Below are 26,126 nucleotides of genomic sequence, written 5' to 3'. Positions count from 1 at the left end.
CAAAATATTTCTATTGGGCGGGGAAACCATGACCGGAAAGACAGTGACGCGAGCAGACCTGGCGGAATCCGTTTTTCGAAAGGTCGGTCTCTCCCGGACCGAATCTGCTGAACTGGTCGAAACGGTTATCGACGAGATTTGCAACGCGATCGTGCGTGGCGAAACCGTCAAACTTTCCTCCTTCGCGACCTTCCAGGTGCGTGACAAGAACGAGCGTATCGGCCGCAATCCGAAGACCGGTGAAGAAGTTCCGATCTCGCCCCGCCGCGTCATGACCTTTAAAGCATCGAATGTGCTCAAGACGCGCATTCTCAAGTCTCATATTGCCCGGAAGGGCAAAACTAAGCCGCAAAATCCGGCTGCCTGATCATCTTTCTCTCCGCTGGACGGAAAAGTTTTTTGCCGCATAGCTACTCTGGCTGTGCGGAACGCGAAGACGTGACTTGAATTCGTGGCTCCAAACCGTTGAAATATGGTGAGTCGCCGTTTGGATCGATCCGCGAGGTCGCGTAGCAGTATGACGTTGGACAAGAGCCCGGATGCGTTTCGCACCATCAGCGAAGTTGCTGATGATCTCGACCTGCCGCAGCATGTGCTGCGTTTTTGGGAAACCCGCTTTCCGCAGATAAAGCCGATGAAGCGTGGTGGGGGCCGGCGTTATTACCGGCCGGAGGATGTCGACCTTTTAAAAGGCATCCGCCATCTACTCTACGATCACGGTTATACGATCAAGGGCGTACAGAAGCTCTTGAAGACAAACGGCAACAAGTTTGTCGTCGCGGTTGGTCACGGTGATCTTGCAAGCGTCGAAGCACTCTCGGCCAGCGTGAACGACACCGTCGCGGGTGAACCGCGCATCGCCATGGCGGAGGAGGACCAGATCGTTGGCCGCGCCAAGCCCCCGATCACGCGCCGCTTCTTCAATTTCGTCAGCGGTGAGGACGATCAGCCGGAAATCTCGGTCGGCAAGTCGAGTGTCGGCAAAGAGGATCGAGCGCTTCTCCAGGAAGCACTCTACGATCTCCTGGAATGCAAGCGTCTGCTCGATCAGGTGCGCTAAATACGTCGCGCAAACGTGCGTAGCGGTTGTAGTGACGACATACGTGAGACAAGAATTTAAAGCGCGGCGGACGAATCTGAAAGGTCGCGATTCACCTCAGACCTGCATGCCTTTCAGCGCTTTTTCGAGATCGGAGAGCTGGAACGGTTTTCTGAGGACAGGCTGGCTGGAACTGCTGCCTTCCGGCGCGCTGCCATATCCCGTCGCAAAGACATAGGGTTTGCCGAGCGCCTCGAGAAGCTTTGCGACCGGCAACGAGCTCTTTCCAGCCAACGATACGTCGAGGATAGCCGCGTCGAACTCCTTGTTCCGGGCCGCATCGAGTGCCTGCTCCAGATCCGGAACGCTGGCACTGACGCGGTAGCCGAGATCCTCGAGCATTTCCTCGAGCAGCATGGCGATCAGTGCATCGTCTTCGACGACGAATATATCCTTCATAGTTCCGTCCGCCCTTTACCCTCGCGTGGACCCGCGTCAGGCCCTTTGCTCGGCATTACGGCTTATCTGTCGCGAGCCGGCTACTCGTCAAGGCTGGAACGCCGCAATGCGAAAACGGCATATTGCCCGGCCGGTTTCGATGTGCAAAAGCTTGAGGCCCGTTTTCGTAACGGAAGGGAAGAGGCTGGGAAATGGATTTGTTGAGCGCCACGGACTGGCTGCGTCATAGGCCGGTTTTGACCTATCCGCTCGCTGTCGCCGCCGTTGCGCTCACCTTCCTGCTGCGTGTTGCGGCCGGCGATTATCTCTCCGGCTTTCCCTTTCTGAGCTTCTTGCCCGCAGTGCTGATCGCAAGCTTCATCGGCGGTGCCGGGCCAGGGGCGGCCGCCGCCATCTTGTCGGGCTTTGTCGTCCAGCAGTTCTTCGTCGAGCCGCACGACATCTTCTGGCCCGTCACCTTCGGCCAATGGATCGGCCTTTCGACCTTCGTCGTCAATGCATTCATCATCGTCGGTCTGATGCAGGCGATCATCGTCTCGCACGGCCGGCAATCGCATCTGCGCGAAGCGCTCAACGATTTCAACAGGAAGCTAGAGGAGACTGTCGCTGAGCGCACCGACGAACTCAAGCGGGAGATGGAAGAGCATGCCGCCGCCCAGGCCCAGGTGCGCCAGTTGCAGAAGATGGAAACCATCGGCCAGTTGACTGGCGGCGTCGCTCACGACTTCAACAACATGCTGGCGATCATCATCGGCAGCCTCGATCTTGCCCAGAGGCGGCTGAACGGCAGGGAGGATCCACGCCTCCTGAACTCGATCCAGAGCGCCAGGGACGGAGCGCAGCGAGCTGCGGTGTTGACTGCGCGCCTGCTCGCCTTTTCACGCCAGCAGCCACTGTCACCGGAAATCATAGATGCAAACAAGCTGGTCGGCGGCATGTCGGAACTGCTGCGCCGGACGCTGGGCGAGCAGATCAGGATCGAAACGGTTCTGGCCGGCGGCCTGTGGCCGACCTTCGCCGATTTGAGCCAGCTTGAAAACGCCATCCTCAACCTCTCTGTCAACGCGCGCGACGCCATGCCCGATGGCGGGCATCTGACCATCGAGACGGCCAATACCGAACTGGACGACCGTTACGCGCGCATGCACCAGGAAGTGGAGGCCGGCCAATATGTGATGATCAGCATCACGGATACCGGCATCGGCATGTCGCCCGAGGTTCTGGAACGCGCTTTCGATCCTTTTTATACTACGAAAGGTCCCGGCAAGGGCACGGGCCTCGGCCTCAGCCAGGTCTATGGCTACGTCAAGCAGAGCAGGGGACACATCAAGATCTACTCCGAGATCGACCGCGGAACGACGGTCAAAATCTATCTCCCGCGCCGTGTCGGTTCCGGCGACGCACGTTTTACGGAGCCGTCCATGAGGCCGATCCCGCAGGGCAGCGTCGATGATACCATCCTCGTGGTGGAGGATGACCAGAGTGTACGGGAAATGACGGCCGAGAGCCTGCGTGAACTCGGCTACAGCGTGCTGCAGGCCGGAGGCGGTCCCGAAGCGCTGGATGTTATGCAGAGAGAACGCGTGGATCTCATCTTCACCGATATCGTTATGCCGCAGATGAACGGCCGCCAGCTTGCTGATGCCGTCATGGAGAAGTGGCCGGAAATACGGATACTCTACACGACCGGCTATACCCGCAATGCCATCGTTCACAATGGCGTACTGGACCACGGCGTCTCGCTCCTTGCCAAACCCTTCAGCCTGGAGCAGCTCGCTCATAAGGTTCGCGAGGTGCTGAACAGCAAGCCTCCCGCGGGACAGGCGTGAGGCCTGGCAAGACCTCATCATCCTGTCGAAAGCCTATTCGAGAACCTGAATGATGCGGTGTGTCTGTGGCTCGACGATCACGCGGCGCTCGTTGATGACGGTATAGCCATAGCCGTCCGCGTTGGGGACGCTATGGATTTCCACGGTGTCGGGAAGAGTTGCGCCGACAGTGATGTCGCCGTCATAGACGACGGAAGGCGCGCTCTGCTCCATCACATAGGTGCGTACTTCCCCCGGAAGCACGACGGTCGAAGCGGTCGGCGCCGGATCGGTTACGATGACGCTGCTCTGCGCGAAGGCGGCAGAGCTGACGGTCAGCATGAGGGCGGCCGTGGCCAGCATGGTCTTGCGCATGGATATTCTCCTCTTCCTACCCAGCCACCGGGAAAACGCCAGCCATGCTTCATGGTTCCGCCGGCAAAGCGCAGGCGGTCGGTCGGAATCGGTTTGATTGGTCGTTGAGTTCGACCCTGCCGTCCCGGAGACGGCGCCTCGCATCCCATATCTTTGAGATGAAGGCGGAGAACGAGTCGAGCGAGGTTGAGAGCCTCCGGGGCGTCCTTTGCCAGCTGTCGATTATTTTTTTGTTGCGCCCTCAAAGGTGGAGCGTGCGCTCGCTTTACCCGGTGCAACTGTGGGCGAGATATTGACCATTTGTTAACCATGGGCATCGTTTATGCCTATGAATGAGATAGGGGTTGTTGATTCGGAAATTCGTCGCGCTTTGTCCCTCAGACAAAGATTAATAAACGGTAGCAACGGCCAGGATATGCATTTTCCGAAGACGATATCGGTGGTGGCCATTTCGGCCATGATAGCCGGCTGCACGTCGACAGGTGAAGTGCGCCAGCCGGCCGGACCTGAGAGCGTAGAGCCCGAAAAGGCCCTTGTGCTGCCACCTCCGGGCGGTCCGTCGATCGTCAGCGTCATTGAGCGAAAGCGCGGAAACGGCGTGGAACAGACGATATCGCTGTTTACCTCCTCATCGGTCCCCGGCCAGAATTTCCTCAAAGCGCAGTTCCTCGGCGCGTCCGGCGTCAATTCGGGCGCCAGCAGCGATTCCTACAGGATGATCCGGCAAGGGGATATCGCCCGGGAGATGGCGCGCGCGGTTCCCGGCGTTCCAATGGCGACCTCAGCCACCTTCCTGCAGAACAGTTACGGTCCCTTCGGCTATGCGTCGGGCCGCAGCCGCGCCGGCGATACCTGCATTTACGCCTGGCAGCAGATCCGCTCCAGCCAGTCCGCGCACACGCAGGCGCGCAATTTCGGCATGATCCAGATCCGCCTGCGCCTTTGCGATGCCCGCGCCGCCGAGCGCCAGCTTCTCGGTATTGTCTACGGGTACACCGTCACCGGCACTTTCGACGGTGATATCTGGAACCCCTATGGCGCACCGCCGCCGGCCAATCCAGCGCTTGGCCAGACCGGCGCGCCGATCTATCCGGATGAGGGCGGTTATCGCCCGAATACCATGCCGATCGGTTACGAACCCGCTCCGGCGGTACGCCAGCCGAGGACCGTGGCCGTGCGCCGGGTGCGGACGCAGCCGTCATATGCCGCACCGGTCCTGCAGCCGCCCGTCGGCCCTCGCGTGCCGTTGCCGAATGACGACATACAGACGAATGCGATAGAGCCGCCGGCAGAAACGCCAGCGCCGATCCAACAACCGGCAAGGCCGATCGGTGTGACCGTGCCTTCGCCTGATTGCATAGGGGACGCGGCCATGACGGCCGCCTGCCAGAAATAGCAAATATCCCAATGCACGGATGCGCAGCGGTTGAGCCATTTCGAAGGGACGTTCATGCGTAAGGCTGGCAGTGTTCTCATATGGGCTGTGGTGTCGCTTTGTGTGATCGCCCTGATCACGCTGCCCGTCAATCTGCAGACCCAACTCATCGCCAGCATCACCGTCGTCACGATCATGGCGCTCATCAAGGTGCTGAAGGGCGAGGGCACATGGCGTCTCGTGGCGCTCGCCTTCGGTACGTCCATCGTGCTGCGCTACGTCTACTGGCGCACGACCAATACGCTGCCGCCGGTTAACCAGCTTGCAAACTTCATTCCTGGCCTGCTGCTCTATCTCGCTGAAATGTATAGCGTGATGATGCTGGCGCTGTCGCTCTTCATTGTCGCGACCCCGCTGCCGCCGCGCCCCTCGCGCGCCGGCAAGCTCGAGCGCTTCCCGCATGTTGATGTCTTCGTGCCGTCCTACAACGAAGATGCCGGCCTGCTTGCCAATACGCTCGCCGCGGCCAAGGCGATGGATTATCCGGCCGACAAGCTGCACGTCTGGCTGCTGGACGACGGCGGTACATTGCAGAAGCGCAATTCCGGCAAGCTGATCGAAGCGCAGGCCGCCGCCGCCCGCCATGCCGAGCTGAAGCAGCTCTGCGTCGATCTCGATGTCAACTACCTGACGCGCGATCGCAACGAACATGCCAAGGCAGGCAATCTCAACAACGGCATGCAGCATTCGAGGGGCGAATTGATCGCCGTTTTCGACGCTGACCATGCGCCGGCGCGCGACTTTCTTCTGGAGACGGTCGGCTATTTCGACGACGACCCGAAGCTTTTCCTCGTCCAGACGCCGCACTTCTTCATCAATCCGGATCCGCTGGAACGCAACCTGCGCACCTTCGACAAGATGCCGAGCGAGAACGAAATGTTCTACGGCATCATCCAGCGCGGTCTCGACAAATGGAATGCCGCCTTCTTTTGCGGCTCGGCGGCGGTGCTGAGCCGCCGCGCACTGCAATCCACCAACGGTTTCAGCGGTGTCAGCATCACCGAGGATTGCGAGACCGCGCTCGCCCTTCACGGCGCCGGCTGGAACAGCATCTATCTCGACAAGCCGCTGATCGCGGGCCTGCAGCCTGCAACCTTCGCAAGTTTCATCGGCCAGCGCAGCCGCTGGGCGCAGGGTATGATGCAGATTCTGCGCTTTCGCTTTCCGCTGCTCAAACGCGGCCTCACGCTGCCGCAGCGCCTCTGCTACATGTCCTCGTCGCTGTTCTGGTTGTTTCCGTTCCCGCGCACGATCTTCCTCTTCGCGCCGCTCTTCTATCTCTTTTTCGATCTGCAGATATTCACGGCCTCCGGCGGCGAGTTCCTGGCCTATACGCTTGCCTATATGATCGTGAACCTGATGATGCAGAACTATCTCTATGGATCGTTCCGCTGGCCTTGGATTTCCGAACTTTATGAATATGTGCAGACGGTGCACCTGTTGCCGGCTGTCATCTCGGTCATGCTCAATCCGCGCAAGCCGACCTTCAAGGTCACCGCCAAGGATGAATCCATTTCAGTCAGCCGCCTGTCGGAAATCAGCAGACCTTTCTTTGTGATCTTCGCAGTGCAGATCATCGCCGTCGCGATCACCATCTACAAGATCTATGCCGAACCCTATAAGGCGGACGTCACCCTAGTTGTCGGCGGCTGGAACGTCATTAACCTCATCCTTGCCGGTTGTGCGCTCGGCGTCGTCTCCGAGCGCGGGGAGAGGGCGTCCTCCCGGCGCGTGCGCGTCAACCGCCGTTGCGAATTCTGCATCGGCGATCAGTGGTACACGGCCTCTATCGAGGATGTCTCCGTCCACGGCGCGCGTTTGCACGTCTTCAGCAAGCATTTCGATGCGGTGCAAGTCGGCGCGCTCGGGGAAATCCGCTTCCGGCCCTATAGCGGCGCCGATCTCGAAACTCTGCCGCTTATCGTCCGCAACATCGAACCATCGGGCGATATTACCAATGTTGGCTGCCAGTATCAGCCGAAAAGCGCGCTCGATCACCGTCTCATCGCCGACCTGATCTTCGCCAATTCCGATCAGTGGAGCCAGTTCCAGGCTTCGCGCCGCCGCAATCCCGGTCTCATCAAGGGCACCGTCTGGTTCCTCGGCCTATCGCTCTATCAGACGAGCCGTGGCCTGGTTTATTTCTTCCGCAGCATGCGGCCGGAGCGCGAGGCGCATCGACAGCAGCAGGCCGCAAAGGCGAACGCCGGATGAGAAAGCTCTTCGTCGCTTCCCTTCTTCTGGTCGGCACATCCGTTTTTGCTTATGCGCAGATCAGCCCTTTCGACATGTCCGGCGAACGTCCGGCGGGTGCGCCGGTTGCTCCGCGCCTGAGACTGCCCGTCCAGCCCGCGCCGGCTCCTGTTCCCGTCGTGCCGCAGACGGTTGCCCCGCAGCCGATGCCGCCTCCCGCGCCTGCAGCGCCGCCGGTCAGCGCCATTCCTCCAACATCTGCACCGGCGCCGGCAACGCCTTCTGCCCCGGCACAGGCCCAGCCACAGCAGGCCGCGCAGCCTGCCGTCCGTTCCGTCGCGGTCGCTCCGCAGATCGGTGATTTCAGGCGCTATATCGTGCCCTTCTCCGAACTAGGCCTCGGTGGTGAATATGACCGTAGGTCATGGTCGATCTATCTGACGACGGAGCAGGCGGCGGCGAAGGCACGGTTCACTTTCACCTATCAGAACGCCGTCGTCGTCGCTCCCGAAGTGTCGCAGCTGACCGTGTTCATCAACAACCGTGCAATCGGCCAGCAGCAGGTCGGTTCACCCGACAGCCCGTCGGCGGTCAGCTTCGACGTTCCTCCGGGTCTCCTGCAACCCGGTGCTAACCTCATCACCTTCGAAGCCAATCAGCGCCACCGCACTGATTGCAGCATCGACTCCACCTATGAGCTATGGTCGAACATCGATCCGGCCGGCACCTATCTGAGCTTTGCCGGCCGCGATGCCGGCCAGCTTTCCGGCACGGATGCGATCCGCGCCATCGGCGTCGACGGCACCGGCAAGACGGAATTCGATCTGGTCGTTCCGGCGATGGAACAACCTGGCACCACTAAGCCGCTTCTGCGTCTGGCGCAGGGCCTGTCACTCTTGAGCGGCATGCCGAACCAGGTTTTTGCCTTCGGGACCGGCTCCCTGCCGGCAGGTGGTCCCGGCAAGATGGCGGTACTCGTCGGTACCGCGGCCGAGCTGCGGCCGATCTTCCCGAGCCTTCCTCAGGGGGCTGAAAGCGCACCACTTGCCGCCTTTGTCACTGACCCGCGCAGTGGTTCGCCCGTCCTTTTGATTAGCGGTCCGTCCTGGCAGGCGGTTTCGACAGCGATCGATACTATCGTGTCTCCGACCGATCGTGCCCCTGAAATACGCCGCGACGTGCTGACCACGCAGCGCTGGACGGCGCCTGACGCGCCGCTTCTCTTCGGCGATACGCGCATCCCGCTTTCGCAACTCGGCATACGCACCGTCGATTTCTCAGGTCGCCGCTTTCGCACAGGCTTCAATGTCGCCGTGCCGGCCGATTTCTATGCCAATGCCTATGGCGAGGCGAAAGTCTTGCTCGATGCCGCCTATTCCAGCAAAGTGCTTCCCGGCAGCCACATCGACGTCTATGTGAATGGCAACATCGCCTCCACAGTGCCGATCGCCACGACCAACGGCGGTATTTTTCGCCAGCTTCCGATCCGCGTGACCATGCGGCACTTCAAGCCGGGCCTGAATTCGATCGCCATCGAGGCAGTCCTGATGACTGAGGACGATGCGGCCTGCGCCCCCGGGGCAACGGCGTCGCAGGCGCCACGTTTTGCACTTTTTGACACGTCCGAATTTCACATGCCCGATTTCGCCCGTGTCGGGCAGCGACCAAACCTCGCGGCCATGGCCGGTACATCCTACCCTTACGGACGCAGTCCAGATCCGACACCGCTGTTCATCGACCGTACCGATGCCGATACACTTTCGGCCACCGCGACCCTGCTTGGCCAATTAGCGATTGCGGCCGGCCATCCGATCGCAATCGATACCGTCGCCTCGCCGAGCGTGATCGGCGATCGCAGTGCGATTTTTATCGGCTCGATTTCGCAGATGCCGGCAACGGCGCTCACCCAGGTCAATGTCGCAACTGCCAGCCAGGCTTCCTGGCGTCCGGTGACGGATTCGCAGCCGACAGAGATCGACAACGGCAAGGCACTGGAAGAATGGCGCTCGCGCATCAGCGGGGGCGCGCTGCAAAGCCGCATCGCGGCGTTCCGCGAATGGCTGCGCCGAAACTTCGATATTACCGGCGCCTCGCTGCAATTCGTTCCCAATGCCGAGCAGGTCTTCACGCCTTCGAATGTGACCTCTCTGATGGTCGCCCAGGGCAAGAGCCCGGATGGTGGTGGCACATGGACCGTCGTGACCGCGCCTTCGGCCAAGGATTTGCGCGAGGGACTAAGTTCCCTGGCCTCCCAGGCGAACTGGCCGCAGATTGCGGGTCATGTCACCACCTATTCCAGCCGTACCGGCAAGATCGAGAGTGTGCCGGTCACGCGCTTCGATTTCGTACCCACCGCCGGCTTATCGATCGCCAACTATCGCCTGATCGCCGCCAACTGGCTGTCGACGAATATCCTCTCCTATTCCTTCCTTTTGGTCGCGCTGTCGCTGCTCATCGGTCTGGCTACGTCCAGAATGCTCTCAAGGCTTGGCAGGTCGAAATGAAGGCCTGGATCGCCGCAGTGCTGGCAGGCACGATGATGCTTTCGTTTGCCGGTAAGCCTGCCTCTGCCCAGCAGCCGCGGATCAGCGGCGAGGCGTGGGCCGCCTATAAGGCAAAGTTTCTCGATCCGAGCGGCCGCATCATCGATAACGGCAACGGCAATATCAGCCATAGTGAGGGCCAGGGCTACGGCCTGCTGCTTGCCTATCTCGCCGCAAGGCCGGCGGATTTTGAGCAGATCTGGTATTTTACCCGCACCGAACTGTTGCTGCGCAATGACGGCCTTGCCGTGTGGAAATGGGATCCCTCCGCCACCCCGCATGTAACCGATACGAACAATGCATCTGATGGCGATATATTGATTGCCTATGCGCTTGCGCTGGCGGGATCCGCCTGGAACCGCGCCGACTATATCACCGCGGCCACCCGCATGGCGCAGTCGACACTCTCGGAAACTGTGGCCAGTTTCGGCGGCCGCACCCTGTTGATGCCCGGTACGGAAGGCTTCTCCGGCGCGGATCGCGACGATGGCCCCGTTATCAACCCGTCCTACTGGGTCTATGAAGCGCTACCCGTCATGGCAGCACTTGCACCGTCCGATCTGTGGCAGAAACTGACGGACGATGGCCACTCGCTGCTCAAAGCCATGCAGTTTGGTCCGCGCAAGCTGCCCGCCGAATGGGTGAGTCTGAAGCGTCAGCCGCAACCGGCCTGGGGTTTCGAAGCCGAGTTCGGCTACAACGCGATCCGCATCCCGCTCTATCTGGTGCGGGGCGGCGTGACCGACAGGGCGCTGCTGACGCGTCTCAAGGAAGGCATGACCGCAAACGGCGTAACCGCCACTATCGATCTGACTACCGGGCGGTCGAAGACGGAGCTTTCCGACCCTGGTTATGAAATTGTTAACCACGTTGTGGCCTGTGTATTAGACGGAACGAAGCTTCCAGCCGAAGCGCTGCAATTTGCGCCTGTCTATTATTATCCATCAACGCTTCAGCTTCTGGGGCTGGCTTATGTCGGGGAGAAGCATCCAGAGTGCCTGTGAAATCTTCTTTCGTGGCGATCACGGCAGCAGTCCTGGTGGCGACCCTCATCGCCGGACTGAAGGACCGCGAGGCATTGCAGCAACGTTTCGGCTTCGGTGGCGGGACCCCCGAACTCATGATGATGGGCCGCATCAAGGGGCCGGATAGCACGTCCAGTCAGTCGATCGATGTGCAGACCGTGGCGGAACGAATTCAGGCCGCGACACAGGATGATACCGCCGATCAGCCCCGGAACCCGGCCCAGACGGATCTGCCCCAGACAAGCCAAGCTCAGACGAGCCAACCCCAGACAGGCCAAGCTGAGAAAACCGCTCCGTCTCAGCAGTTGGCCCCGGTTCCGGTCGTCCCGCTGACCGTGCCACCCGCGGCCCCTGCCGGTGTCGCCACAGCGCCGGCCAATCCGGCCCCGGCAGGCATGGCAGCAAGCCAGCAGCCGGTTGTCGATGTAAGCGCCCTTCGTTATTTCGCAAGCCGCGGCGACAAGGTTCGTCTGCAGGCGGAAATCTCCCGCCTTCAGGCGCTCTACCCGAATTGGGTGCCGCCCGCCGATCCGCTCGCCATTCCACAAAACGGCGACCGGCAACTCGAAAATATGTGGCAGCTTTATTCGGAGGGGCGTTATGCCGAACTGCGCAAGGCGATCGCCGATCGTCAGGCGGCCGAAAACTGGCAACCGCCAGCCGATCTGCTCGACCGACTGGACGTTGCCGAGTCCCGGACTCGGCTGGTCAATGCCTCCGATCTCAAGCAGTATGCGACGGTCATAGACATCGCAGCCGAGACGCCGAGCCTGCTGACCTGCGCTGAGATAGATGTGCTCTGGCGCGTCGCAGAGGCATTCATTGAGACGAACAGGCAGCAGCGCGGGCAGGATGCCTATACCTACATCCTGAAGAACTGCACCGAGCCGGCCGAACGCGTGGCGACGATCCAGAAGGCTGCCGCTCTTCTGCCCTACGGACCGATGCAGGCGCTGCTTTCTCTCGAAAGACCTGCAGATGCCAACGGTGTCAGAGAATTCGACAGCCTTCGCGATGATCTTGCCCGCCGCTTTGTTGCCGATGGCAACGACGATGCCAAGCTCGATGTCGCTTCCGAGTATATCTCCCGTGTCGAGAGGCTTGCCGAAGAGCAGGGGCTGCCCTCCGACGCCTTGCTGCTCGGCTGGTATCAGCTTCGCCGGAACAACGAGGCGGATGCCGAGAAGTGGTTCCGCATCGCCCACGCCAAACAGGATTCCGCTGTTGCCTCGCAGGGCCTGGCGCTGGCGCTGATTGCCCGCAAGTCGCCGCAGGAAGCGGAGGATGTCATGTATAAATGGCGTGACGATTCCAAGGAAGCGACCGCCACCTATCTTGCCGCGACCGCCAATCTGATGGCCTTGCAGCCGCCGGCCGATCTGAGCGAGGAGGTGCTCGGCCGCATCGCCGCCACCATCATCCAGCAGAAATACGTGCCGACGGCCCAGCAGTTCGGCTGGTATGCCCGTTCGTTGAACCAGTTCCAAACGGCCGCCCGCTGGTTCGAGACGGGATTGCGCTGGAATCCGGATGACGAACCCTCAGCCTATGGCCTTGCCGTCACCCGCCAGCAGTTGAACGACCATGCCGGCGTTGCCGAGATCCAGCGTCTCTGGGCCGGTCGTTCGGTCCGCATTGCCACATTGAACGATAAGTCTGCCGGCTCCCGAACCAACGCTCCATTGCCGGCCCCCGGCTCTGCGTCCGAGTCGCAGCCGGTAGTTCAGCCCGCAGCACCGCAAGTCCAATCAGCGCCGACCGAACGCAGCGCGGCCTTCCAGCCGGAGCCTCAGTCCCCGGCGCAATTTCAATCCCAGCAGTCGCAAGTGCAGCCCCAGCCCATTGCGCCGGCCCAGTCCGTTGTGCCAGGAAGGCCCGCGCGGGTCATGCAGGCGGTCGCGGTCGAGCGCGGTCCGCGCCAGATTCGCGGCTGCTCCACCACAATAGATCCCGCCCGCCTCAGCCCCGGCGATGCGCTGACACGCGGCTGGTGCCTGATGGACATCAACAGGCCTATGGAAGCGGTGAAGGCTTTCGAGGCGGCGCTCGCAAGTCCTGTGCGCAAGGAGCGTGAGGATGCCGCCTACGGTCAGAGCCTCGCCTATCTGCGCGCCGGCCTTTCCAATAGGGCAGCGGTCGCGGCTACCAAGGCGCCGCAAAACCGCGACCGCGCCTCCGAACTGCAGGTGGCGATCCTTGCCGATCGCGCGCTCGCCGCCTTCGAAGGCGGCCGATATCGCGAAACGCTCATTTATCTCGACCAGCGCGCCCAGCTGCAGCAGGAGCGCGTCGATCTCATGGTGCTGCGTGGCTACAGCTACATGAATCTGAAGATGTATGGCGACGCTACGCGCGTTTTCGAGGCTGCCGCGGCTACCGGCAATCGTGATGCCACACGCGGCCTCGCGGATGTGAAGAACATTACCCACCCCGAGGTCAATGACTAAGCGCGTCGCGATCTTCGCGACATGCTTTAGATTGACGTCGCCCCTACGCTCGGCTAGTCGCGGAAGGCCTGACAGCTTTCCGCTTCGCAAGGAACCTTCCTTTGTCCGCTTCTCATCGCGTTCTCGATAAGACCTACGATGCTTTCCTCTTCGATATGGACGGCACCGTGCTGAACTCCATCGCCGTCGTCGAGCGCGTCTGGAGCGAATGGGCGCTTCGCCATGGTTTCGAGCCTGAGGTTCTTCTGAAGACCATCCATGGCGTTCGTGCATCCGACTCCATCCGCCAGCTCAGCCTTCCCGGCGTCGATCCGATTGCGGAGGCAAAGCTGCTTCTGAAGGAGGAGATGGAGGATTTCGAGGGCATCGCCGAAATCCCGGGTTCCATCCGCTTTCTGAATGCGCTGCCCCTGGACCGCTGGGGGATTGTCACCTCCGCGCCGATCGAACTGGCCCTCCGCCGCATGGCCGCCGCACGCATTCCCATGCCTAAGATGATTGTCAGCGGTGAAGAAGTCTCGTCAGGCAAGCCGAGCCCGGAATGTTATTTGCTTGGCGCAAGCCGCCTTGGCGTCGATCCCGCTCGCTGCCTGGTGTTCGAGGATGCGGTTGCGGGCATTCTCGCTGGCGAGGGTGCCGGAGCCGATGTCACTGTCATCACCGAAACCCATACAACGCCCTTCGAGACGCCGCATTTCACGATCGCCAACTATGCCGCCTGGAAGCCGCTTGTGACGGCGGATGGCAAGCTCGCGCTGTCCGCCGCTTAGTCTGGCAGCCCGAATAGTCTAAGGCAGAAGGCTTCAGAATTTATAGCCCACGCCGATCATTACCACATGCTGGTCGATGTCGCCGTCGAGTCCGAGCAGATCGGCGCTGCCGTAATCATTGTAGCGATATTCCAGCCGGCCGAAGACATTATTGGTGAAGGCGTAGTCGACTCCCGCGCCAATCGTCCAGCCCGATAGCGTATCCCTGTCGTCGCCGGCGGGACCGTCGATATGCACCTGTGCACCCGTCCAGCCGGCCGCGCCATAGATCAAAGCGCGATCGATCGCATAGCCGAGCCGGGCGCGGACGGAGCCGGCAGTTTCGAGGCCGACTTCAAACGGGCCGACATCGGACTTGTCCCAGTTATAGGAAATGTCGCCTTCGATGCCGAAGACGAAATTATTGTCGAGCTGCCAGTTATAGCCGACGAAGCCGGTGATCAGGCCACCATTCATGTCTTCGGAAAAGACGTCGAAATCGCCATTGGCCCAGGTCGGCCCGCCGCCCAGACCGGCATAGAAACCCCTCCACGTGAAGACCGGCGCGATCTCGGCTGCCGGTGCGGCCGGTATCTCATCGATGGCATCAGCCGCCATGGCCGAGCCGGCGACGAGGCCGCTGACGAGGAAGCTGGCGACGGCGGTGGATACGAAGTGACATTTCATGATTTCCCCCTTCCGGAAAATCCGGCTGAAAACTCGTTTGAGATCCGACTGCCTCGGACAAAGACCGCATGGCGCATCGCGGCCGCGGGTAAGCCACCCGCAAAATCATGGGTTTCTAACGCGGTTTTTGGGTAATGGTTCCGAGGAAGGGGACGGCCCGACTGGATGGATCCGATCTGCTTGGCAGGACAGAAGCCGGCAAGCCCTAGAACTTGATGCGATTGCCCTTGTTGTCGATCATCTGCAGCACGTTGCCGTCCGTCTTGATCGAAATGCAGTCAGTCTGCTTATTGGGGAAAAGAACGCAGATCTGACCGTCAGAAATTTTGTAGCCGTTCTTATTGCCTTGACGGTACTCATAGCCGTTCGATGCCTTCCGCAGGTCGCTGGCACCCTTCAGAAGCTGACGAATTTCGTTTTCCTTGGCGTTCCGGAACCGGACGTTTTCTGCCAATGCCATATGCGAGGAGGCCAGCGTCGCGATCACGCCGATGAGAAGTGTGCGGCTGGGCAGCATGTGATAAACTCCGGCAGCTGGTATGCAAGCAATTGAAGAGAATGAAATGATCAGGGTCGTCCTTGCCTTAGCTTTAGCAATGCCCGCCGGTAATGCAATGGCTGTCGATCCCAGAAATCCGCGTGTCAGCGAGCAAAACTACCAGGATTGCCGCCGCTTTCCCGAGCGTTGCGCCGGTGACGACCGCAACCGCAATCGCCGAGATTACTACCGCGACAACACCCGCCAAGGCTCGGGCAAGTACATCTACCGCGGCGAGCGCCGCATATGGACGGATGAATCACGCTGAGGACCCGTCGCACGCTCTGCAAGGCAATCGATCGTGACTCGCATCTGCTTGCCATTACCACTCCTCAAAGGCCGAAAGGAAAGGTTTCCTGACCGCCTCCCGCTGCTTGCTGCTGGTAGAGCGGCGTCAACGCATGTGTTTCGTCGAACCACACGAAAGCGTCGTATTGCTGGGGCAGGGAGGTCAGCATGTAGTGGCTCATCCGTTCGGTTTCCGGCCTGTAGATGACACCTATAAAACGTTGAAGCCGTTGGTCTATGAGCTCGGCATGCAGATCCTGGTTGCGCTCGAAATCGAGGAGGAACCATTTCTTTCCGGCTTGATGACACAGATGCTCGTAACTTTCTGCAAGAGCCGGATTGATCCTCTTCTTCTCAGCCTGCCCGTCCCAGTCGCTTGCCGCTAGAACTTCGCCGGAATGCGTCCCGCAGCCGATGAGGCTGGTCATGCCGTCGAAACGCTGTCGGCAGAGCTGGCCGAGATTGAGTTCATCACGAGCGGCGGCCATCTCGGCAAAGCGTGCGTCACCGATGTGGGAATTATGCGCCCATACGATCATTTTAGCGGCCGGCCCGTGGAAATCTAGGAGATGTTCGACCGTTTCGGCCATATAGCTGTCACGCAGATTCCAGGCTTTCGAGCCGCCGTAGTACATGATGCGATAATATCGCTCTGCCGCTGCCAGGAGCCTCGCCGACTGTGTGGCGTCAAGAAAGCCATCGTCACTGCCATCATTCTCGCTGAAAGATCGAGCCAAGAGCTCCTGGCATTGTTGCGATACGGCGTCCTCACAGGATTTATAGGCGTCGCTGAGGATCGCGCGCCCATAGGTCGCAGGGTTGTTTTGCCAGGGGCTGAGGCAGCCGTAGCGTTCGCGGGCGACCACGGCAGCGTCAGGGCTGACGCGCTCGAGATAATCGATCACCATGCGAATGGACCCTGCCATGTTGTAGAGGTCGAGCCCGTAGAAACGGATGGGACCCATGCGCGAGGCCTGGCGCCTGATATTTTCCGCACGCATCCACCGGATGAACTCGATAAATTCCTCATTGTGCCACATCCAGACGGGAAAACGCTCGAAGGGGTGGGCTTGCGAAAGGCTTCGGCCGGCGATCAACCGATCGATGGCGGCTGCATCGGGCCAGTCGGCTTCGACCGCGATCAGATTGAAGCCGTGGCGCTCGATCAAATACCGGCTGATGGCGGCGCGTGCGCGGTAGAATTCGGCCGTGCCGTGGGTGGATTCACCGAGAAGAACGATCCGGCTGTCGGCAAAGCGATCGAACAGATGTGTGAAGCTTTCGTCGTCGACAGACGAAAATGTCTCGGCCGCGTCCGAGATCATTTGCGCGGGTGTTCTTTCGGGTTGGGCGGCAGAGGTGTAGAGCGGATGCGTTGCGGTCCAGGCATCCTCACCGATCAACGGAACGAAGAATACGCCGCCGAGATCTTCCTCTTCGAACGCGTCCGCACCGGTGCGGATGATGCGCTTGAGACGCTGTCCGTCGTCGTGGCCGACGGGGATGATCAATCGTCCCCCAAGATCGAGCTGTTCTTTCAGAGAGGGCGGTACTTCCGGTGCACCGGCCGAGACGATGATGGCGTCGAAAGGAGCGGCCTTGGCCCACCCCTTGCTGCCGTCGCCGATGCGGACGTCGATATTGCTGTAACCGAGCCGGCCAAAGCGTTCGCGTGCTTGCTGTGCCAGCGCTCCATGGCGTTCGACCGTGTAGACATGTCTTGCTATGCGGCTGACGACTGCGGCCGCATAGCCGGAGCCGGTGCCGACTTCGAGCACCTTGTCCCCGGCTTCGAGATCGGCCTTCTCGATCATCAGCGCTACAATGAAAGGCTGCGAGATCGTTTGGCCCTGGCCGATGGAAAGCGGCGCGTCCTCATAGGCGAATTCTTCGAAGCCCGGATCGACGAACATCTCGCGCGGTACGGTGCGCATTGCGCGGGCGACGGTTTTGTCCTGAATGCCGCGGCGGACAATGTGCTGCTCCACCATGCGGTCGCGATTGCGGATTAGGTTCATGAGAGACCTCTCTTGCCGGGCAAGTCTGCATGGGATCGTCAGATGCCGCAGCTGCAATCCGACACGAAGCTTCGACCATCTAGGCACGAATGATCACCCAAGCACGAGAAGAACGATCTTTCCGCGAGCATATGGTTCTTGTCGATCGCCTCGATTTCAGGACTTCGTGACCGCCGACGCGATGAATGCCGACCGCATCGCATTTTTCCTTTGATGTCGCGGGCAAAGGCAACCTTCTCGTCATTCGAACAACAGCTGCCGGAAAAGGTTCCCTATTCGTCGAGCAAACGCGGTGAAGGCGGGAACTTTGGCGCTTAGGCCACGTTGGGACGCGCATGTAGCGATCCTCGGATTATCGTCCGGTGAACAGGCATTGCCGGTTCCGGCAGCAGAAGGAGGTCTTCGTGTCATTCACACTCAAGAGTTCCGCTTTCGCGGACGGCTCCGCAATTCCAAGCAAGTACACGCGGCTCGGCGAAAACATCGCGCCGCGCCTTGAATGGGCCGGAGCGCCGGACGCGACACGGAGCTTTGCTCTCATCGTCGAAGACCCGGATGCGCCAAACGGAATCTTCAGTCATTGGGGCGTCTTCAATATACCGGGTGATCGCAATGCATTGCCGGAAAGCAGCGACACGGCACCGAACGGAGGGCTGCGTTTCTGCGACAATGATTTTGGCAATGGCCGCTATGACGGCCCGCAGCCGCCCAAAGGCCACGGCATACATCACTATCACTTCAAGTTGGCGGCACTCGACGTCCCGGCTCTGTCAATGCCGGCATCGGCCGGCATCCAGGCTATGTGGCGAGAGGCACAGAAGCATATGATCGCTGAGGCCTCGCTCACCGGCACCTTTGAACAAAGGTAATCGGCAGCCGGGGTCCATCTTGCTCGGTGATAGCCGTGCGGAGGATATGTTGACTATTTATAAGCACTTCCAAGAAGGTCAGGAAAAGCAGGGCGACATGGTTGTCAAGCTCTATCATTCCGGCGACGAGATACGCGGATTCGTGCGCAAGGTGACCGGCCAGGGTAAGGACGACAGTGTATTTCCGGGCGAGGAGATGGAACCGGCAGCCGCGCTTCAGATTGCCCGCAGCCATTTGCACGGAGCCAGCGAAATCCTCATCGAACTGTGCGAAGGCGTCGAATGGGATGCGCGCTGGGGTACGCTGCACTAGGCGCATTCGCGATGCCCAACCGCGTGCATCCTCCGGACGTTCTTCCGCCGAGATCGCCGAGTACCCGGGAGACTCGGATTGCACACATCGGTCACTTCAGACCTTGGTCCGTGTCGAAAGCTTGGCGACTGTGGTATTCGGCCGCCACAGGGATGGCTGAAGAAACCGAGGGGAAAAAAGATGCAGGCATCGATCATCGCTGAACTGCAGACGGCTCGAAGCAATCTTGCAACGCTTGGAGCACCCGACCGCCGTGTTCTCGTGGCGCGCATCCAAAACTACCTGCAGGAATACCGGGAAGATATTCTCGGTCATGTGCCTGCAGACCGATGCGTGTGGATCGAGCGACTTATCGGATCCCTTTCGATCAAGGCTCCACAGATCGCCTCGTTGGACAACGAGGAATTCCATTCGGTTCTTTCCGAATTCGAAAAACTCCTCGTCATACTCGAAGACCTGACATCCTCCTGGGACGGGTTGCCCCACACCGTCCACTGAATCCCGCTCTCTTACGCGCTGCTTGAACGGCGAACATCGCCGGCTGCTAGGGCACAAGGAAGAGCCGGGCTCAATTCGCCAGTCATGCCTAGACGGCAAGGGCCGCCACCTAAGCCTCGGTTGGCTGTCAAGCTATGGTGGTTATTTGGACTGAGATTTCAAGGGATTAAATGGTCGGGGCGACTGGACTTGAACCAGCGACCCCTTGACCCCCAGTCAAGTGCGCTACCGGGCTGCGCTACGCCCCGACCTGCCGAAACGGCTTGCTTCTGTTAGACTCTTCGGTTTTTGGACGCAAGGGAAAAATGTCGCCATGATCATAAAACGGAACTTGTCCAGGAGGATGTCTGCAGCGAGGCTTTTTCCTGCCCCTTTAGTGCGGTTTGATATTATCGTACCCCACTGACGACCGTCGGAAAAGTCTGCGGCAATAGTCTGCCTACGCCGGAACAGCATGGAAATCCTTCCACTCGCGAGCAATTCGCGTCAGGTCAGGTTTACGCAGATTGCATAGATTTTCAGTTGTAGTTTTTAAGGTGATAAATTTATGGTGCAATATTTCTATAGAATTTCCACCCGATGCCTCTGTTTATAAGAGGTGATTTATTTGCACTAACTTGAGATATACACGTGATTAAAGCTTGTGCCTGCGGTGTCGTCGGTTTTGAGTTCTTGAAATTAAAATTTATTCGCAATTTTGCTGCCGGGCGTATAAGGAAGAGAAATCGTGAAAAGCATAGTTTCGGGCTCATGACGATTGACAATAACGGACAGGACTGCCGGCAGACGCTTGCCGCTGCATTTAAAGCTCTTTCCGACGAGGCCGTCAAAGCCGGCTGGCCGGAAGGGGAGGTTGCCCTTGCGCTGGCGGATCTTGCCGAAGAGCATGTGGCCGCGATCGGCGCCAAGGTAATCGTTGAAGGCTTCAACCAGTCGCAGCTTTATCCGGCGAGCGGCCGGCTGAAATTCCGAGGCGAATTCTGATCAGTCCGTCGATCCTCATAGCAGCAGCCCGGCTGCCCTAGCAGCCGTCATGAAAGACGCCCGTGCCGCGGGAGGACTTCTCAGCCCATCCATTGCATCGAGACAGTGCTGGAAGCCACTCTGGTATTCACGTCTGCGCTTGGCCGGCCAGCGCCTAAGATATTCGACAGCTTCCCAGGCAGTTGAAACGATGAAGCTGCTGCTTGGAGATTTGACCCTCACGGGCGAGGGAAAGCGTTTTTCGCTCACGGCTCTGTCATTCCAGATGGAATTTCGAACGGCCTGCAACGCACGAGACAAGAGATTGTTCCCGATTCTGATTTGCGTAGTTGCTAAAGTTTTGTGCCACGCGCATAATATGGACAAGGCTGGCAGGGAGGGCGTCGGCTACGCAGAATGATGCGTTATGCCCTTCGAGGGAAATGCGGCGCGATGTTGAAATCGTCAGTTCATCCCCAGGATTTACCGCTCTTTTCGGAAGATATCGACCTGCTGTCCCAGGTCCTGACTCAGGTTTGCGATGAGAGCGGCATCGCTCCGCGCACGCCAGAAGCCGATAGGATCGGCGCGGCCCTCATCCAGCTTTACAAGCAAGGCGTGAAGGATAGCGGCAAGCTGACCACTCTCGCCAAGACCTATCTCTAAAGCTTCCCAGTTAGAATACTTAAGCTGTGCAGAAAAGGTGCTGAGCTCAGTTCTGCTCGATCGACACATCGTCCTTGCCGAAGTTCATCTCGATGCCCCGAGGCTTGCTCTCCTCGTGATAGATGTAGGCACCAAGCCGACGACCGCGGCGACGGCGCTTGGTTGCGTCAGTCGTCGTTGGCTGCGTTGAGGTTTTCGGGCCGGATGCCGTCATCGGTGGAACTGCGGGTGCGCAGACGTATGCCAGGGCCGCCCTCATCCTGATTGCCACTGGCGATGAAGATGATGCCGTAGGCCTCCAGCGTGTTGCGCACATCGATCATGGCGCGGGTCTCGCCCGCCCATTCGCCGTTTTCCAGCGCAGTAACCGTTTCAACGGAAAGTCCTGCATGAGCCGCGAGGTCCTCGATGCTCATGCCGATCATGGCGCGCGCGCCGCGTATCTGTGCTCCTGTAATCATGCCGGAAATCTAGCGCCTTTGCCGAACTTCTCAAGTGTTTGTGAACGGCTCGAGCGCTTATGACGAGCTTCCAGTGCGGCACAGCCCCAGACTATGCCGAACAACAGGTAAACGTGGCGCCAGTGGTCGATGTCGATGACGTTTCCGATCGCCGCGTGGCCTAGAACTGAGATCCATGCGACCATGAGGAAAGGCTGCCATGGCCGGTCGAGTAATATGCTGCGGAAGCCGAGAGTGAGCGTCCAGCACAGCAGGCCGACATAGCTGACGAAACCCAGCCAGCCATAAGTGGTCAGCGACTTCAGCCAGATATTGTGCTCGTCCTCCGGAAACATAGTGCCGAAGACAAGCGGCCCGATACCGAGTGGCCGTTCCATCATCATCTGGAAGCCGATGCGGTGGCGGTCAAAACGGCCGAGGTGCTCACCATCATATTGCTGCACGAGCTGCGCGCGCGCAGAGAAAAGCTCGCTGACCTTAGGAACCTGCAGAGCAATCAGTAGCGAGGCCGCCATCAGGATGATGGCGCCAAGTGACAGGATCAGCACTCTGAGCCGGAAGGCGCCGCTGCGCTCCTTCAGCAGCATGATGAAGATCAGTATCAACACGGTGACGGCGAAAAGACCCCAGGCCGCACGCGAGAAGGAGAGGAAGATGCCGAGCGCCAGGATGAGCAGCGCTCCGGCCTTGAACGGCGATGTTCTGAGATTCCCGGCGAGAATGCTGTGGACGAGGTAAAGCGCCGGCGGCACGAGAAAGGGACCGAAAACGTTCGGATCCTGAAAGGCGCCCTTGGCGCGGTCGTAAAGTGTGAAAACTTGCGACCCCGGAAAGGCGTGGAAATAGCCGAGAATGCCGAGCAGAGAAGTGATAACAGCCGCAAAGCTCCAGGCATTGAAGATCAGCGGCAGCCGCTTGTGGCTGTCCTCGATGATCGCGGCATAGAAGATCGAGGTCAGCGCAAGGAAGGTGGAGACGGCAACATACATCGGGCCGGTCGCCAGGTCCCGCATCTGGGTGAGCGATAACATGCCGCCAATATTGAAGGTGAGCAGCAGCGCCAGAAGCGGAGCGGTGGTGCGGGAGATCTTCAGGCCGAGAATGAACCAGAGACCGATCAGCCCCGCCATCCAGAGCTCGTAGGGCGCCGGCTCGTCAATGACGAAGCCCGAGAGAACGACACCGAAGGCGACCGCTGCCGAACCGATGAGCCGCAGCGTCAGCCTTTGCGGCTGCGCCACGCGCGCAGGGGAGGCGTCGATCGCGCTCAATAGGCGTTTTCCGTGTTGAGCAGCCGGACGGGTGTCAGGAACAGGATCTTGAGGTCGAACCAGAGCGACCAGTTTTCGATGTAATAGAGGTCGTAGGCCGTGCGGAACTTGATTTTGTCGTCATTGTCCACTTCGCCACGCCAGCCATTGATCTGAGCCCAGCCGGTAACGCCGGGCTTGACGCGGTGGCGCGCAAAATAGCCATCGACGATATCGGCGAAAGCGCGGTCGTGCGCCTGGGCAAGCACGGCGTGTGGACGCGGGCCTACCAGCGAAAGTTCGCCTTTCAGTACGTTGAAAAGCTGCGGCAGTTCGTCGATCGAGGTCTTACGGATGAAGCGGCCGACACGGGTGACGCGTGGATCGCCCTTGGTGACGGCGGCCTTTGCCGTCGGATCGCCCATGTTGGCGTACATTGAGCGGAACTTGAAGACATTGATGACTTCATTGTTGAAGCCATGGCGCTTCTGCATGAAGAAAACAGGTCCTTCCGAAGTCGCCTTCACTGCAATCGCTGTCGCCACCATGATGGGCCAGAGCAAGCAGAGCGCGACGATGGTGAAGAAGATATCGAAAGCGCGTTTGGCGACGGAATCCCAGTCGCGGATTGGCTTCTTGAAGATGTCGAGCATCGGCACCGCGCCGACATGAGAATAGGCGCGCGGGCGGAAACGCAGTCGATTGGCATGTGCGGCGAGGCGAATGTCGACCGGTAGCACCCAGAGTTTTTTCAAAAGTCCGAAGATACGCGCCTCGGCAGACAGCGGCAGCGCGATGATCAGCATGTCGATCCGGGTTATGCGAACGAATTCCACGAGTTCGCTGACCGTGCCGAGCTTCGGATAGCCCGCGACCATGATCGGCGAGCGCTTTTCGCCGCGGTCGTCGAAGATACCGCAGATGCGGATGTCGTTATCCGCCTGCTGCTCCAGCATACGGATCAGTTCCTTGGCCGGCTCGCCGCCGCCGACAATGACGGCGCGGCGCTCCATGATGCCGTTGCGCGCCCAGCGGCGAACGCCCTGCGCCACGAGGAAGCGGTCGATTACGAGGAAGAGCGCGCCTGCAACAAACCAGATGGCGTAGGATTGCGCGGTCGCGGCGCTGACACCGCGCAGGAGCGAGAAAGCACCTGTTGTCAGCACGAAGACGATGGCGAATGCTGCGAAGGCACGCGGCAGATACCGCACGCGGGCTCTGAGAGCCGGAATGGAATAGGTATCTGCAAGCTGAAGCGCTACCACGGTCAATGCCGAAACGATCGCCGCCATGACGGCCCGCATCAGGATGCTGTCGCTGCCGTCGCCAGGTGCGAAATAGAAGGCGGCAAGGCCGATGACGAGCTGTGTCAGGAATTCCAGCAACCGCAACTGGCCGATGATGATGACAGGCGAATAGGTTCCGTCACGAAACTGCTCGGCGATCTGGCGGGCATAGGGATTGATACCAGGCGTCTCGCCGGCTGCATGCGTGGAGGCACCGCTGCGCGTCTCTGTATCAGAGACCTGCTTGCGCAGGGCTTCCACGTCGAACTGTCCGCTCTTTTCCAGCTTGTTCATGGGGCTTCATCGCTCGTTGATGTGAGCGGGATAACAGAAAGCCCCTAAGAAACATTTACGAGGCGGCCGGGATCGCCTGTGCCGCAGCGGGATTGACGAGTTCGCCGTAGAGTTTCAGCACTTCGCCTGCCATGACCGACGCGGAAAAGATCGATTTGACCGCATCAGGAGAGGGCATGACCTTTTCGTGCCAGCCGGGCACCGTAAGCGCTTCCGCCATCACCCGCGCCAGATCATCGGAATCTCCCGGTGTCACCAGTGCGGGACTGTCCGCCCCGAGCACCTCCGGAATGCCGCCAACGCGCGAGGCGATGACGGTCTTTCCGGCGCCGAGCCCTTCCAGCACGATATAGGGCATGGCTTCGGCGCGGGAGGGAACGACGAGGTTCTGCGCCATGGAGAAGGCATCCTTCACGCGCATGGCCGGCAGCATGCCGATCCGTTTGCCGAGACCGCGCTCCACCATCATCTCGCGATAGCGGTCGCGTTCGGGTCCGTCACCGATCATCAGTGCCGAAAGCGGCCGACCGAGCAGGCGCTCGGTCTTGGCGAACGCATCGATGAAGATATCGGGACCCTTCAGGTCGCGCAGCATGCCGACATAGATGAAATGCACGGCATCGGAGCGGGTCGGAATATCGGAAAAATCCCGCGCCCCGATGCCGTTATAGATCAGCCGGTTCGTGACCCGGGGCCGGCCCACCTTGGTCGCATAGGTTTGTCGCTCGTATTCACAGATGAAGACCAGCGCATCGGTAAAATATTCCTGCAGCCGCTCCATGCGCAGCACGAACTGGCCGAGCATGGAGGCGCGGGAATAATGCAGGCTTCCGCCATGGGCGGTATAGAGGCGGGCTACGCGATACCTGTTGACCCGCAGGGCTGAGCCGGCAAGCCGCGCAAGCACACCGCCCTTGGCGCCGTGCCCATGCAGCACATCCGGCCGCAAGCTCCTGATTTCCTTGAATGTATTCCAGAGTACTTTGGCATCAGCCGGACTGATGGAGCGCCGGATCGGAATGCGCGTCAGTCCGAGTGAAAGAAAAGGACGGATATCGTCGAAGAGACGATCTTCATATTCGCCGCCGGTCGAGCTGTCGCAGATGATGCCGATTTCGTGGCCCGCCCGGCTGTGCTCCTCCACCAGGTCGCGAACATGGCGGAAAATTCCGCCGACCGGCGACCGGAAGCAGTGAAGAATGCGGAGGGGCCTCTGCTCTGCCATCGGCTAGAAGAGCCGTTCACGAACATAGATCGTGTCACCGGCGATGATCGGGCCGGAAATATTGACGCGGCCGGTCAGCACCTGTCCGTTGATCTTGCGCGTGACGTCGACCATGCTCTGGTTGGCGCGGCTGGTGAAGCCGCCGGCAACTGCGATGGCGTTCTGCACGGTCATGCCGGGGACATAGGCATATTGGCCGGGCTGGCCGACCTCGCCCATGATGTAGACGGAGCGATAGCGGTCGACATCGATCGTGACATCGGGATCCCGAAGATACCCTTGCTGCAGCTTCTGCGCGATCTGGCCGGAAAGCTGCTGCAAGGTGCGGCCGCGGGCAGGGACCTGGCCGATAAGGGGGAATGCGATATAGCCCGCCTGATCCACCGTATAGGTATTGGTCAGCGTCGGCTGGTCGAAGACGGTGATGCGCAGGCGGTCGCCACTATCGAGCGAATAGGGCTGGATCGTCGCCTGGTTGAAGGCCTTCGGTGCTGGCCGATAGGTGGTGCAGCCGCCCAATGCAGCCATCATGGCGGCGAGGCTCATAGCCATTAAGGTCTTGGGCTGGACGAAGGGCATCCGCTTGCTCACAGGAAGATAATTCGGTCGAGCCGTTATCGATCTATTAGGGTTAATGCCCGGTAAAAATCAGCCGATTTCCGCAAATCCTTTTGTCAAATGCACCTCGTTTGCGAGG

The 26,126-nt window shown here is 59.9% G+C and carries 26 protein-coding genes and 1 tRNA gene; 15 read left to right on the top strand and 12 right to left on the bottom strand.

Translation table 11 applies throughout. From position 1 onward, the window contains the following. Nucleotides 1-28: 28 nt before the first annotated feature. Together FHT78_RS12665 and FHT78_RS12660 are read left to right on the top strand one after the other, a co-directional pair. Nucleotides 29-367 (top strand): integration host factor subunit alpha, encoded by a 339-nt coding sequence (locus FHT78_RS12665; RefSeq protein WP_112566104.1) that lies wholly within the window; start codon nucleotides 29-31, stop codon nucleotides 365-367. A 150-nt stretch (nucleotides 368-517) separates the two neighbouring features. Beyond that, nucleotides 518-1,060, top strand: coding sequence for a MerR family transcriptional regulator (locus FHT78_RS12660; protein ID WP_183744043.1), 543 nt, complete (start codon nucleotides 518-520; stop codon nucleotides 1,058-1,060). Nucleotides 1,061-1,156: 96 nt separating this feature from the next. Here FHT78_RS12660 and FHT78_RS12655 read toward each other — a convergent pair whose 3' ends face one another. Beyond that, on the bottom strand, nucleotides 1,157-1,498 hold the full coding sequence (locus tag FHT78_RS12655; protein WP_183744040.1) for a response regulator: 342 nt from the start codon (nucleotides 1,496-1,498) through the stop codon (nucleotides 1,157-1,159). A 191-nt stretch (nucleotides 1,499-1,689) separates the two neighbouring features. On the opposite strand from FHT78_RS12655, the gene FHT78_RS12650 reads away from it, so the two are divergent. Beyond that, nucleotides 1,690-3,327 (top strand): response regulator, encoded by a 1,638-nt coding sequence (locus tag FHT78_RS12650; protein ID WP_183744037.1) that lies wholly within the window; start codon nucleotides 1,690-1,692, stop codon nucleotides 3,325-3,327. A gap of 33 nt (nucleotides 3,328-3,360) precedes the next feature. On the opposite strand, the gene FHT78_RS12645 is transcribed toward FHT78_RS12650, so the two are convergent. Further along, nucleotides 3,361-3,681 carry a DUF1236 domain-containing protein gene (locus tag FHT78_RS12645; protein WP_183744035.1) on the bottom strand — a complete coding sequence of 107 codons (321 nt, stop codon included), beginning with the start codon at nucleotides 3,679-3,681 and terminating at the stop codon, nucleotides 3,361-3,363. A 415-nt stretch (nucleotides 3,682-4,096) separates the two neighbouring features. Here FHT78_RS12645 and bcsN point away from each other — a divergent pair, with 415 nt between their 5' ends. The 6 genes from bcsN (at nucleotide 4,097) to FHT78_RS12615 (ending at nucleotide 14,094) form a co-directional block, all read left to right on the top strand. Next, nucleotides 4,097-5,077: a cellulose biosynthesis protein BcsN gene (bcsN, locus tag FHT78_RS12640; protein ID WP_183744032.1), complete on the top strand. Its 981-nt coding sequence runs from the start codon at nucleotides 4,097-4,099 to the stop codon at nucleotides 5,075-5,077. Nucleotides 5,078-5,131: 54 nt separating this feature from the next. Beyond that, nucleotides 5,132-7,330: a UDP-forming cellulose synthase catalytic subunit gene (gene bcsA, locus FHT78_RS12635; protein ID WP_183744029.1), complete on the top strand. Its 2,199-nt coding sequence runs from the start codon at nucleotides 5,132-5,134 to the stop codon at nucleotides 7,328-7,330. Beyond that, nucleotides 7,327-9,813: a cellulose biosynthesis cyclic di-GMP-binding regulatory protein BcsB gene (locus FHT78_RS12630; protein ID WP_183744026.1), complete on the top strand. Its 2,487-nt coding sequence runs from the start codon at nucleotides 7,327-7,329 to the stop codon at nucleotides 9,811-9,813. The genes bcsA and FHT78_RS12630 overlap by 4 nt, the downstream gene beginning before the upstream one ends. Continuing rightward, nucleotides 9,810-10,856: a glycosyl hydrolase family 8 gene (locus tag FHT78_RS12625; protein ID WP_183744024.1), complete on the top strand. Its 1,047-nt coding sequence runs from the start codon at nucleotides 9,810-9,812 to the stop codon at nucleotides 10,854-10,856. The genes FHT78_RS12630 and FHT78_RS12625 overlap by 4 nt, the downstream gene beginning before the upstream one ends. Beyond that, nucleotides 10,853-13,324 (top strand): cellulose synthase, encoded by a 2,472-nt coding sequence (locus FHT78_RS12620; RefSeq protein ID WP_183744021.1) that lies wholly within the window; start codon nucleotides 10,853-10,855, stop codon nucleotides 13,322-13,324. Before FHT78_RS12625 ends, FHT78_RS12620 begins: the two co-directional genes overlap by 4 nt. Nucleotides 13,325-13,425: 101 nt before the next feature. After that, nucleotides 13,426-14,094, top strand: coding sequence for an HAD-IA family hydrolase (locus tag FHT78_RS12615; RefSeq protein WP_183744019.1), 669 nt, complete (start codon nucleotides 13,426-13,428; stop codon nucleotides 14,092-14,094). Nucleotides 14,095-14,127: 33 nt separating this feature from the next. Here the strand turns inward: FHT78_RS12615 and FHT78_RS12610 are convergent, their stop codons facing one another. Both FHT78_RS12610 and FHT78_RS12605 read right to left on the bottom strand, forming a co-directional pair. After that, on the bottom strand, nucleotides 14,128-14,760 hold the full coding sequence (locus FHT78_RS12610) for an outer membrane protein (RefSeq protein WP_183744017.1): 633 nt from the start codon (nucleotides 14,758-14,760) through the stop codon (nucleotides 14,128-14,130). A gap of 205 nt (nucleotides 14,761-14,965) precedes the next feature. After that, nucleotides 14,966-15,220 (bottom strand): hypothetical protein, encoded by a 255-nt coding sequence (locus FHT78_RS12605; protein ID WP_246715298.1) that lies wholly within the window; start codon nucleotides 15,218-15,220, stop codon nucleotides 14,966-14,968. Between the two features lie 79 nt (nucleotides 15,221-15,299). On the opposite strand from FHT78_RS12605, the gene FHT78_RS12600 reads away from it, so the two are divergent. Next, nucleotides 15,300-15,566: a hypothetical protein gene (locus FHT78_RS12600; protein ID WP_183744011.1), complete on the top strand. Its 267-nt coding sequence runs from the start codon at nucleotides 15,300-15,302 to the stop codon at nucleotides 15,564-15,566. Between the two features lie 64 nt (nucleotides 15,567-15,630). Here FHT78_RS12600 and FHT78_RS12595 read toward each other — a convergent pair whose 3' ends face one another. After that, nucleotides 15,631-17,604 (bottom strand): protein-L-isoaspartate(D-aspartate) O-methyltransferase, encoded by a 1,974-nt coding sequence (locus FHT78_RS12595; protein WP_183744008.1) that lies wholly within the window; start codon nucleotides 17,602-17,604, stop codon nucleotides 15,631-15,633. A 404-nt stretch (nucleotides 17,605-18,008) separates the two neighbouring features. On the opposite strand from FHT78_RS12595, the gene FHT78_RS12590 reads away from it, so the two are divergent. The 3 genes from FHT78_RS12590 to FHT78_RS12580 all read left to right on the top strand — a co-directional run bounded on the left by FHT78_RS12590 (nucleotide 18,009) and on the right by FHT78_RS12580 (nucleotide 19,284). Next, on the top strand, nucleotides 18,009-18,473 hold the full coding sequence (locus FHT78_RS12590; RefSeq protein WP_183744005.1) for a YbhB/YbcL family Raf kinase inhibitor-like protein: 465 nt from the start codon (nucleotides 18,009-18,011) through the stop codon (nucleotides 18,471-18,473). A gap of 97 nt (nucleotides 18,474-18,570) precedes the next feature. Continuing rightward, nucleotides 18,571-18,786: a hypothetical protein gene (locus FHT78_RS12585; RefSeq protein WP_223216504.1), complete on the top strand. Its 216-nt coding sequence runs from the start codon at nucleotides 18,571-18,573 to the stop codon at nucleotides 18,784-18,786. 180 nt (nucleotides 18,787-18,966) lie between these two features. Further along, nucleotides 18,967-19,284, top strand: a complete 318-nt coding sequence (locus tag FHT78_RS12580) for a hypothetical protein (RefSeq protein WP_183743999.1) — start codon at nucleotides 18,967-18,969, stop codon at nucleotides 19,282-19,284. Nucleotides 19,285-19,455: 171 nt separating this feature from the next. On the opposite strand, the gene FHT78_RS12575 is transcribed toward FHT78_RS12580, so the two are convergent. Next, nucleotides 19,456-19,532: transfer RNA gene (locus tag FHT78_RS12575), tRNA-Pro, on the bottom strand. A 502-nt stretch (nucleotides 19,533-20,034) separates the two neighbouring features. Between FHT78_RS12575 and FHT78_RS12570 the strand changes: the two genes are divergently transcribed. Then, on the top strand, nucleotides 20,035-20,268 hold the full coding sequence (locus FHT78_RS12570; RefSeq protein WP_183743997.1) for a hypothetical protein: 234 nt from the start codon (nucleotides 20,035-20,037) through the stop codon (nucleotides 20,266-20,268). 15 nt (nucleotides 20,269-20,283) lie between these two features. On the opposite strand, the gene FHT78_RS12565 is transcribed toward FHT78_RS12570, so the two are convergent. Beyond that, nucleotides 20,284-20,517, bottom strand: a complete 234-nt coding sequence (locus FHT78_RS12565; RefSeq protein ID WP_183743994.1) for a DUF982 domain-containing protein — start codon at nucleotides 20,515-20,517, stop codon at nucleotides 20,284-20,286. A gap of 183 nt (nucleotides 20,518-20,700) precedes the next feature. Here FHT78_RS12565 and FHT78_RS12560 point away from each other — a divergent pair, with 183 nt between their 5' ends. Next, nucleotides 20,701-20,913: a hypothetical protein gene (locus FHT78_RS12560; protein WP_183743991.1), complete on the top strand. Its 213-nt coding sequence runs from the start codon at nucleotides 20,701-20,703 to the stop codon at nucleotides 20,911-20,913. Between the two features lie 167 nt (nucleotides 20,914-21,080). Here the strand turns inward: FHT78_RS12560 and FHT78_RS12555 are convergent, their stop codons facing one another. The 5 genes from FHT78_RS12555 to FHT78_RS12535 are packed head-to-tail and all read right to left on the bottom strand — an operon-like array spanning nucleotide 21,081 to nucleotide 26,008. After that, a complete protein-coding gene (locus FHT78_RS12555; RefSeq protein WP_183743988.1) occupies nucleotides 21,081-21,374 on the bottom strand; it encodes a helix-turn-helix domain-containing protein in 294 nt (97 codons plus the stop codon). Beyond that, the gene (locus tag FHT78_RS12550; RefSeq protein WP_183743985.1) at nucleotides 21,371-22,645 is read right to left on the bottom strand and encodes an O-antigen ligase family protein; all 1,275 of its coding nucleotides are present in this window, start codon (nucleotides 22,643-22,645) and stop codon (nucleotides 21,371-21,373) included. Before FHT78_RS12550 ends, FHT78_RS12555 begins: the two co-directional genes overlap by 4 nt. Continuing rightward, a complete protein-coding gene (locus tag FHT78_RS12545; RefSeq protein WP_183743981.1) occupies nucleotides 22,642-24,204 on the bottom strand; it encodes an undecaprenyl-phosphate glucose phosphotransferase in 1,563 nt (520 codons plus the stop codon). Before FHT78_RS12545 ends, FHT78_RS12550 begins: the two co-directional genes overlap by 4 nt. Before the next feature lie 55 nt (nucleotides 24,205-24,259). Further along, nucleotides 24,260-25,429, bottom strand: coding sequence for a glycosyltransferase (locus FHT78_RS12540; protein WP_183743969.1), 1,170 nt, complete (start codon nucleotides 25,427-25,429; stop codon nucleotides 24,260-24,262). A 3-nt stretch (nucleotides 25,430-25,432) separates the two neighbouring features. Beyond that, on the bottom strand, nucleotides 25,433-26,008 hold the full coding sequence (locus FHT78_RS12535; protein ID WP_183743967.1) for a polysaccharide biosynthesis/export family protein: 576 nt from the start codon (nucleotides 26,006-26,008) through the stop codon (nucleotides 25,433-25,435). Nucleotides 26,009-26,126 lie beyond the last annotated feature (118 nt).

The organism is Rhizobium sp. BK196 (genome assembly GCF_014193255.1).
In the GTDB taxonomy this organism is placed as follows: domain Bacteria; phylum Pseudomonadota; class Alphaproteobacteria; order Rhizobiales; family Rhizobiaceae; genus Rhizobium.
This window is presented reverse-complemented; position numbering and strand designations above follow the sequence as displayed.

Excerpts from the sequence above, each read along its gene's own strand:
- FHT78_RS12555 (WP_183743988.1), bottom strand. The coding sequence starts at position 21,374 with ATGATTACAGGAGCACAGATACGCGGCGCGCGCGCCATGATCGGCATG.
- FHT78_RS12600 (WP_183744011.1), top strand. The coding sequence starts at position 15,300 with ATGCAAGCAATTGAAGAGAATGAAATGATCAGGGTCGTCCTTGCCTTA.
- FHT78_RS12560 (WP_183743991.1), top strand. The coding sequence starts at position 20,701 with ATGTTGAAATCGTCAGTTCATCCCCAGGATTTACCGCTCTTTTCGGAA.
- FHT78_RS12665 (WP_112566104.1), top strand. The coding sequence starts at position 29 with ATGACCGGAAAGACAGTGACGCGAGCAGACCTGGCGGAATCCGTTTTT.
- FHT78_RS12540 (WP_183743969.1), bottom strand. The coding sequence starts at position 25,429 with ATGGCAGAGCAGAGGCCCCTCCGCATTCTTCACTGCTTCCGGTCGCCG.
- FHT78_RS12580 (WP_183743999.1), top strand. The coding sequence starts at position 18,967 with ATGCAGGCATCGATCATCGCTGAACTGCAGACGGCTCGAAGCAATCTT.
- FHT78_RS12605 (WP_246715298.1), bottom strand. The coding sequence starts at position 15,220 with ATGGCATTGGCAGAAAACGTCCGGTTCCGGAACGCCAAGGAAAACGAA.
- FHT78_RS12585 (WP_223216504.1), top strand. The coding sequence starts at position 18,571 with ATGGTTGTCAAGCTCTATCATTCCGGCGACGAGATACGCGGATTCGTG.
- bcsA (WP_183744029.1), top strand. The coding sequence starts at position 5,132 with ATGCGTAAGGCTGGCAGTGTTCTCATATGGGCTGTGGTGTCGCTTTGT.
- FHT78_RS12645 (WP_183744035.1), bottom strand. The coding sequence starts at position 3,681 with ATGCGCAAGACCATGCTGGCCACGGCCGCCCTCATGCTGACCGTCAGC.
- FHT78_RS12570 (WP_183743997.1), top strand. The coding sequence starts at position 20,035 with ATGACGATTGACAATAACGGACAGGACTGCCGGCAGACGCTTGCCGCT.
- FHT78_RS12655 (WP_183744040.1), bottom strand. The coding sequence starts at position 1,498 with ATGAAGGATATATTCGTCGTCGAAGACGATGCACTGATCGCCATGCTG.
- FHT78_RS12535 (WP_183743967.1), bottom strand. The coding sequence starts at position 26,008 with ATGCCCTTCGTCCAGCCCAAGACCTTAATGGCTATGAGCCTCGCCGCC.
- FHT78_RS12660 (WP_183744043.1), top strand. The coding sequence starts at position 518 with ATGACGTTGGACAAGAGCCCGGATGCGTTTCGCACCATCAGCGAAGTT.
- FHT78_RS12630 (WP_183744026.1), top strand. The coding sequence starts at position 7,327 with ATGAGAAAGCTCTTCGTCGCTTCCCTTCTTCTGGTCGGCACATCCGTT.
- FHT78_RS12545 (WP_183743981.1), bottom strand. The coding sequence starts at position 24,204 with ATGAACAAGCTGGAAAAGAGCGGACAGTTCGACGTGGAAGCCCTGCGC.
- FHT78_RS12595 (WP_183744008.1), bottom strand. The coding sequence starts at position 17,604 with ATGAACCTAATCCGCAATCGCGACCGCATGGTGGAGCAGCACATTGTC.
- FHT78_RS12650 (WP_183744037.1), top strand. The coding sequence starts at position 1,690 with ATGGATTTGTTGAGCGCCACGGACTGGCTGCGTCATAGGCCGGTTTTG.
- FHT78_RS12625 (WP_183744024.1), top strand. The coding sequence starts at position 9,810 with ATGAAGGCCTGGATCGCCGCAGTGCTGGCAGGCACGATGATGCTTTCG.
- FHT78_RS12610 (WP_183744017.1), bottom strand. The coding sequence starts at position 14,760 with ATGAAATGTCACTTCGTATCCACCGCCGTCGCCAGCTTCCTCGTCAGC.
- bcsN (WP_183744032.1), top strand. The coding sequence starts at position 4,097 with ATGCATTTTCCGAAGACGATATCGGTGGTGGCCATTTCGGCCATGATA.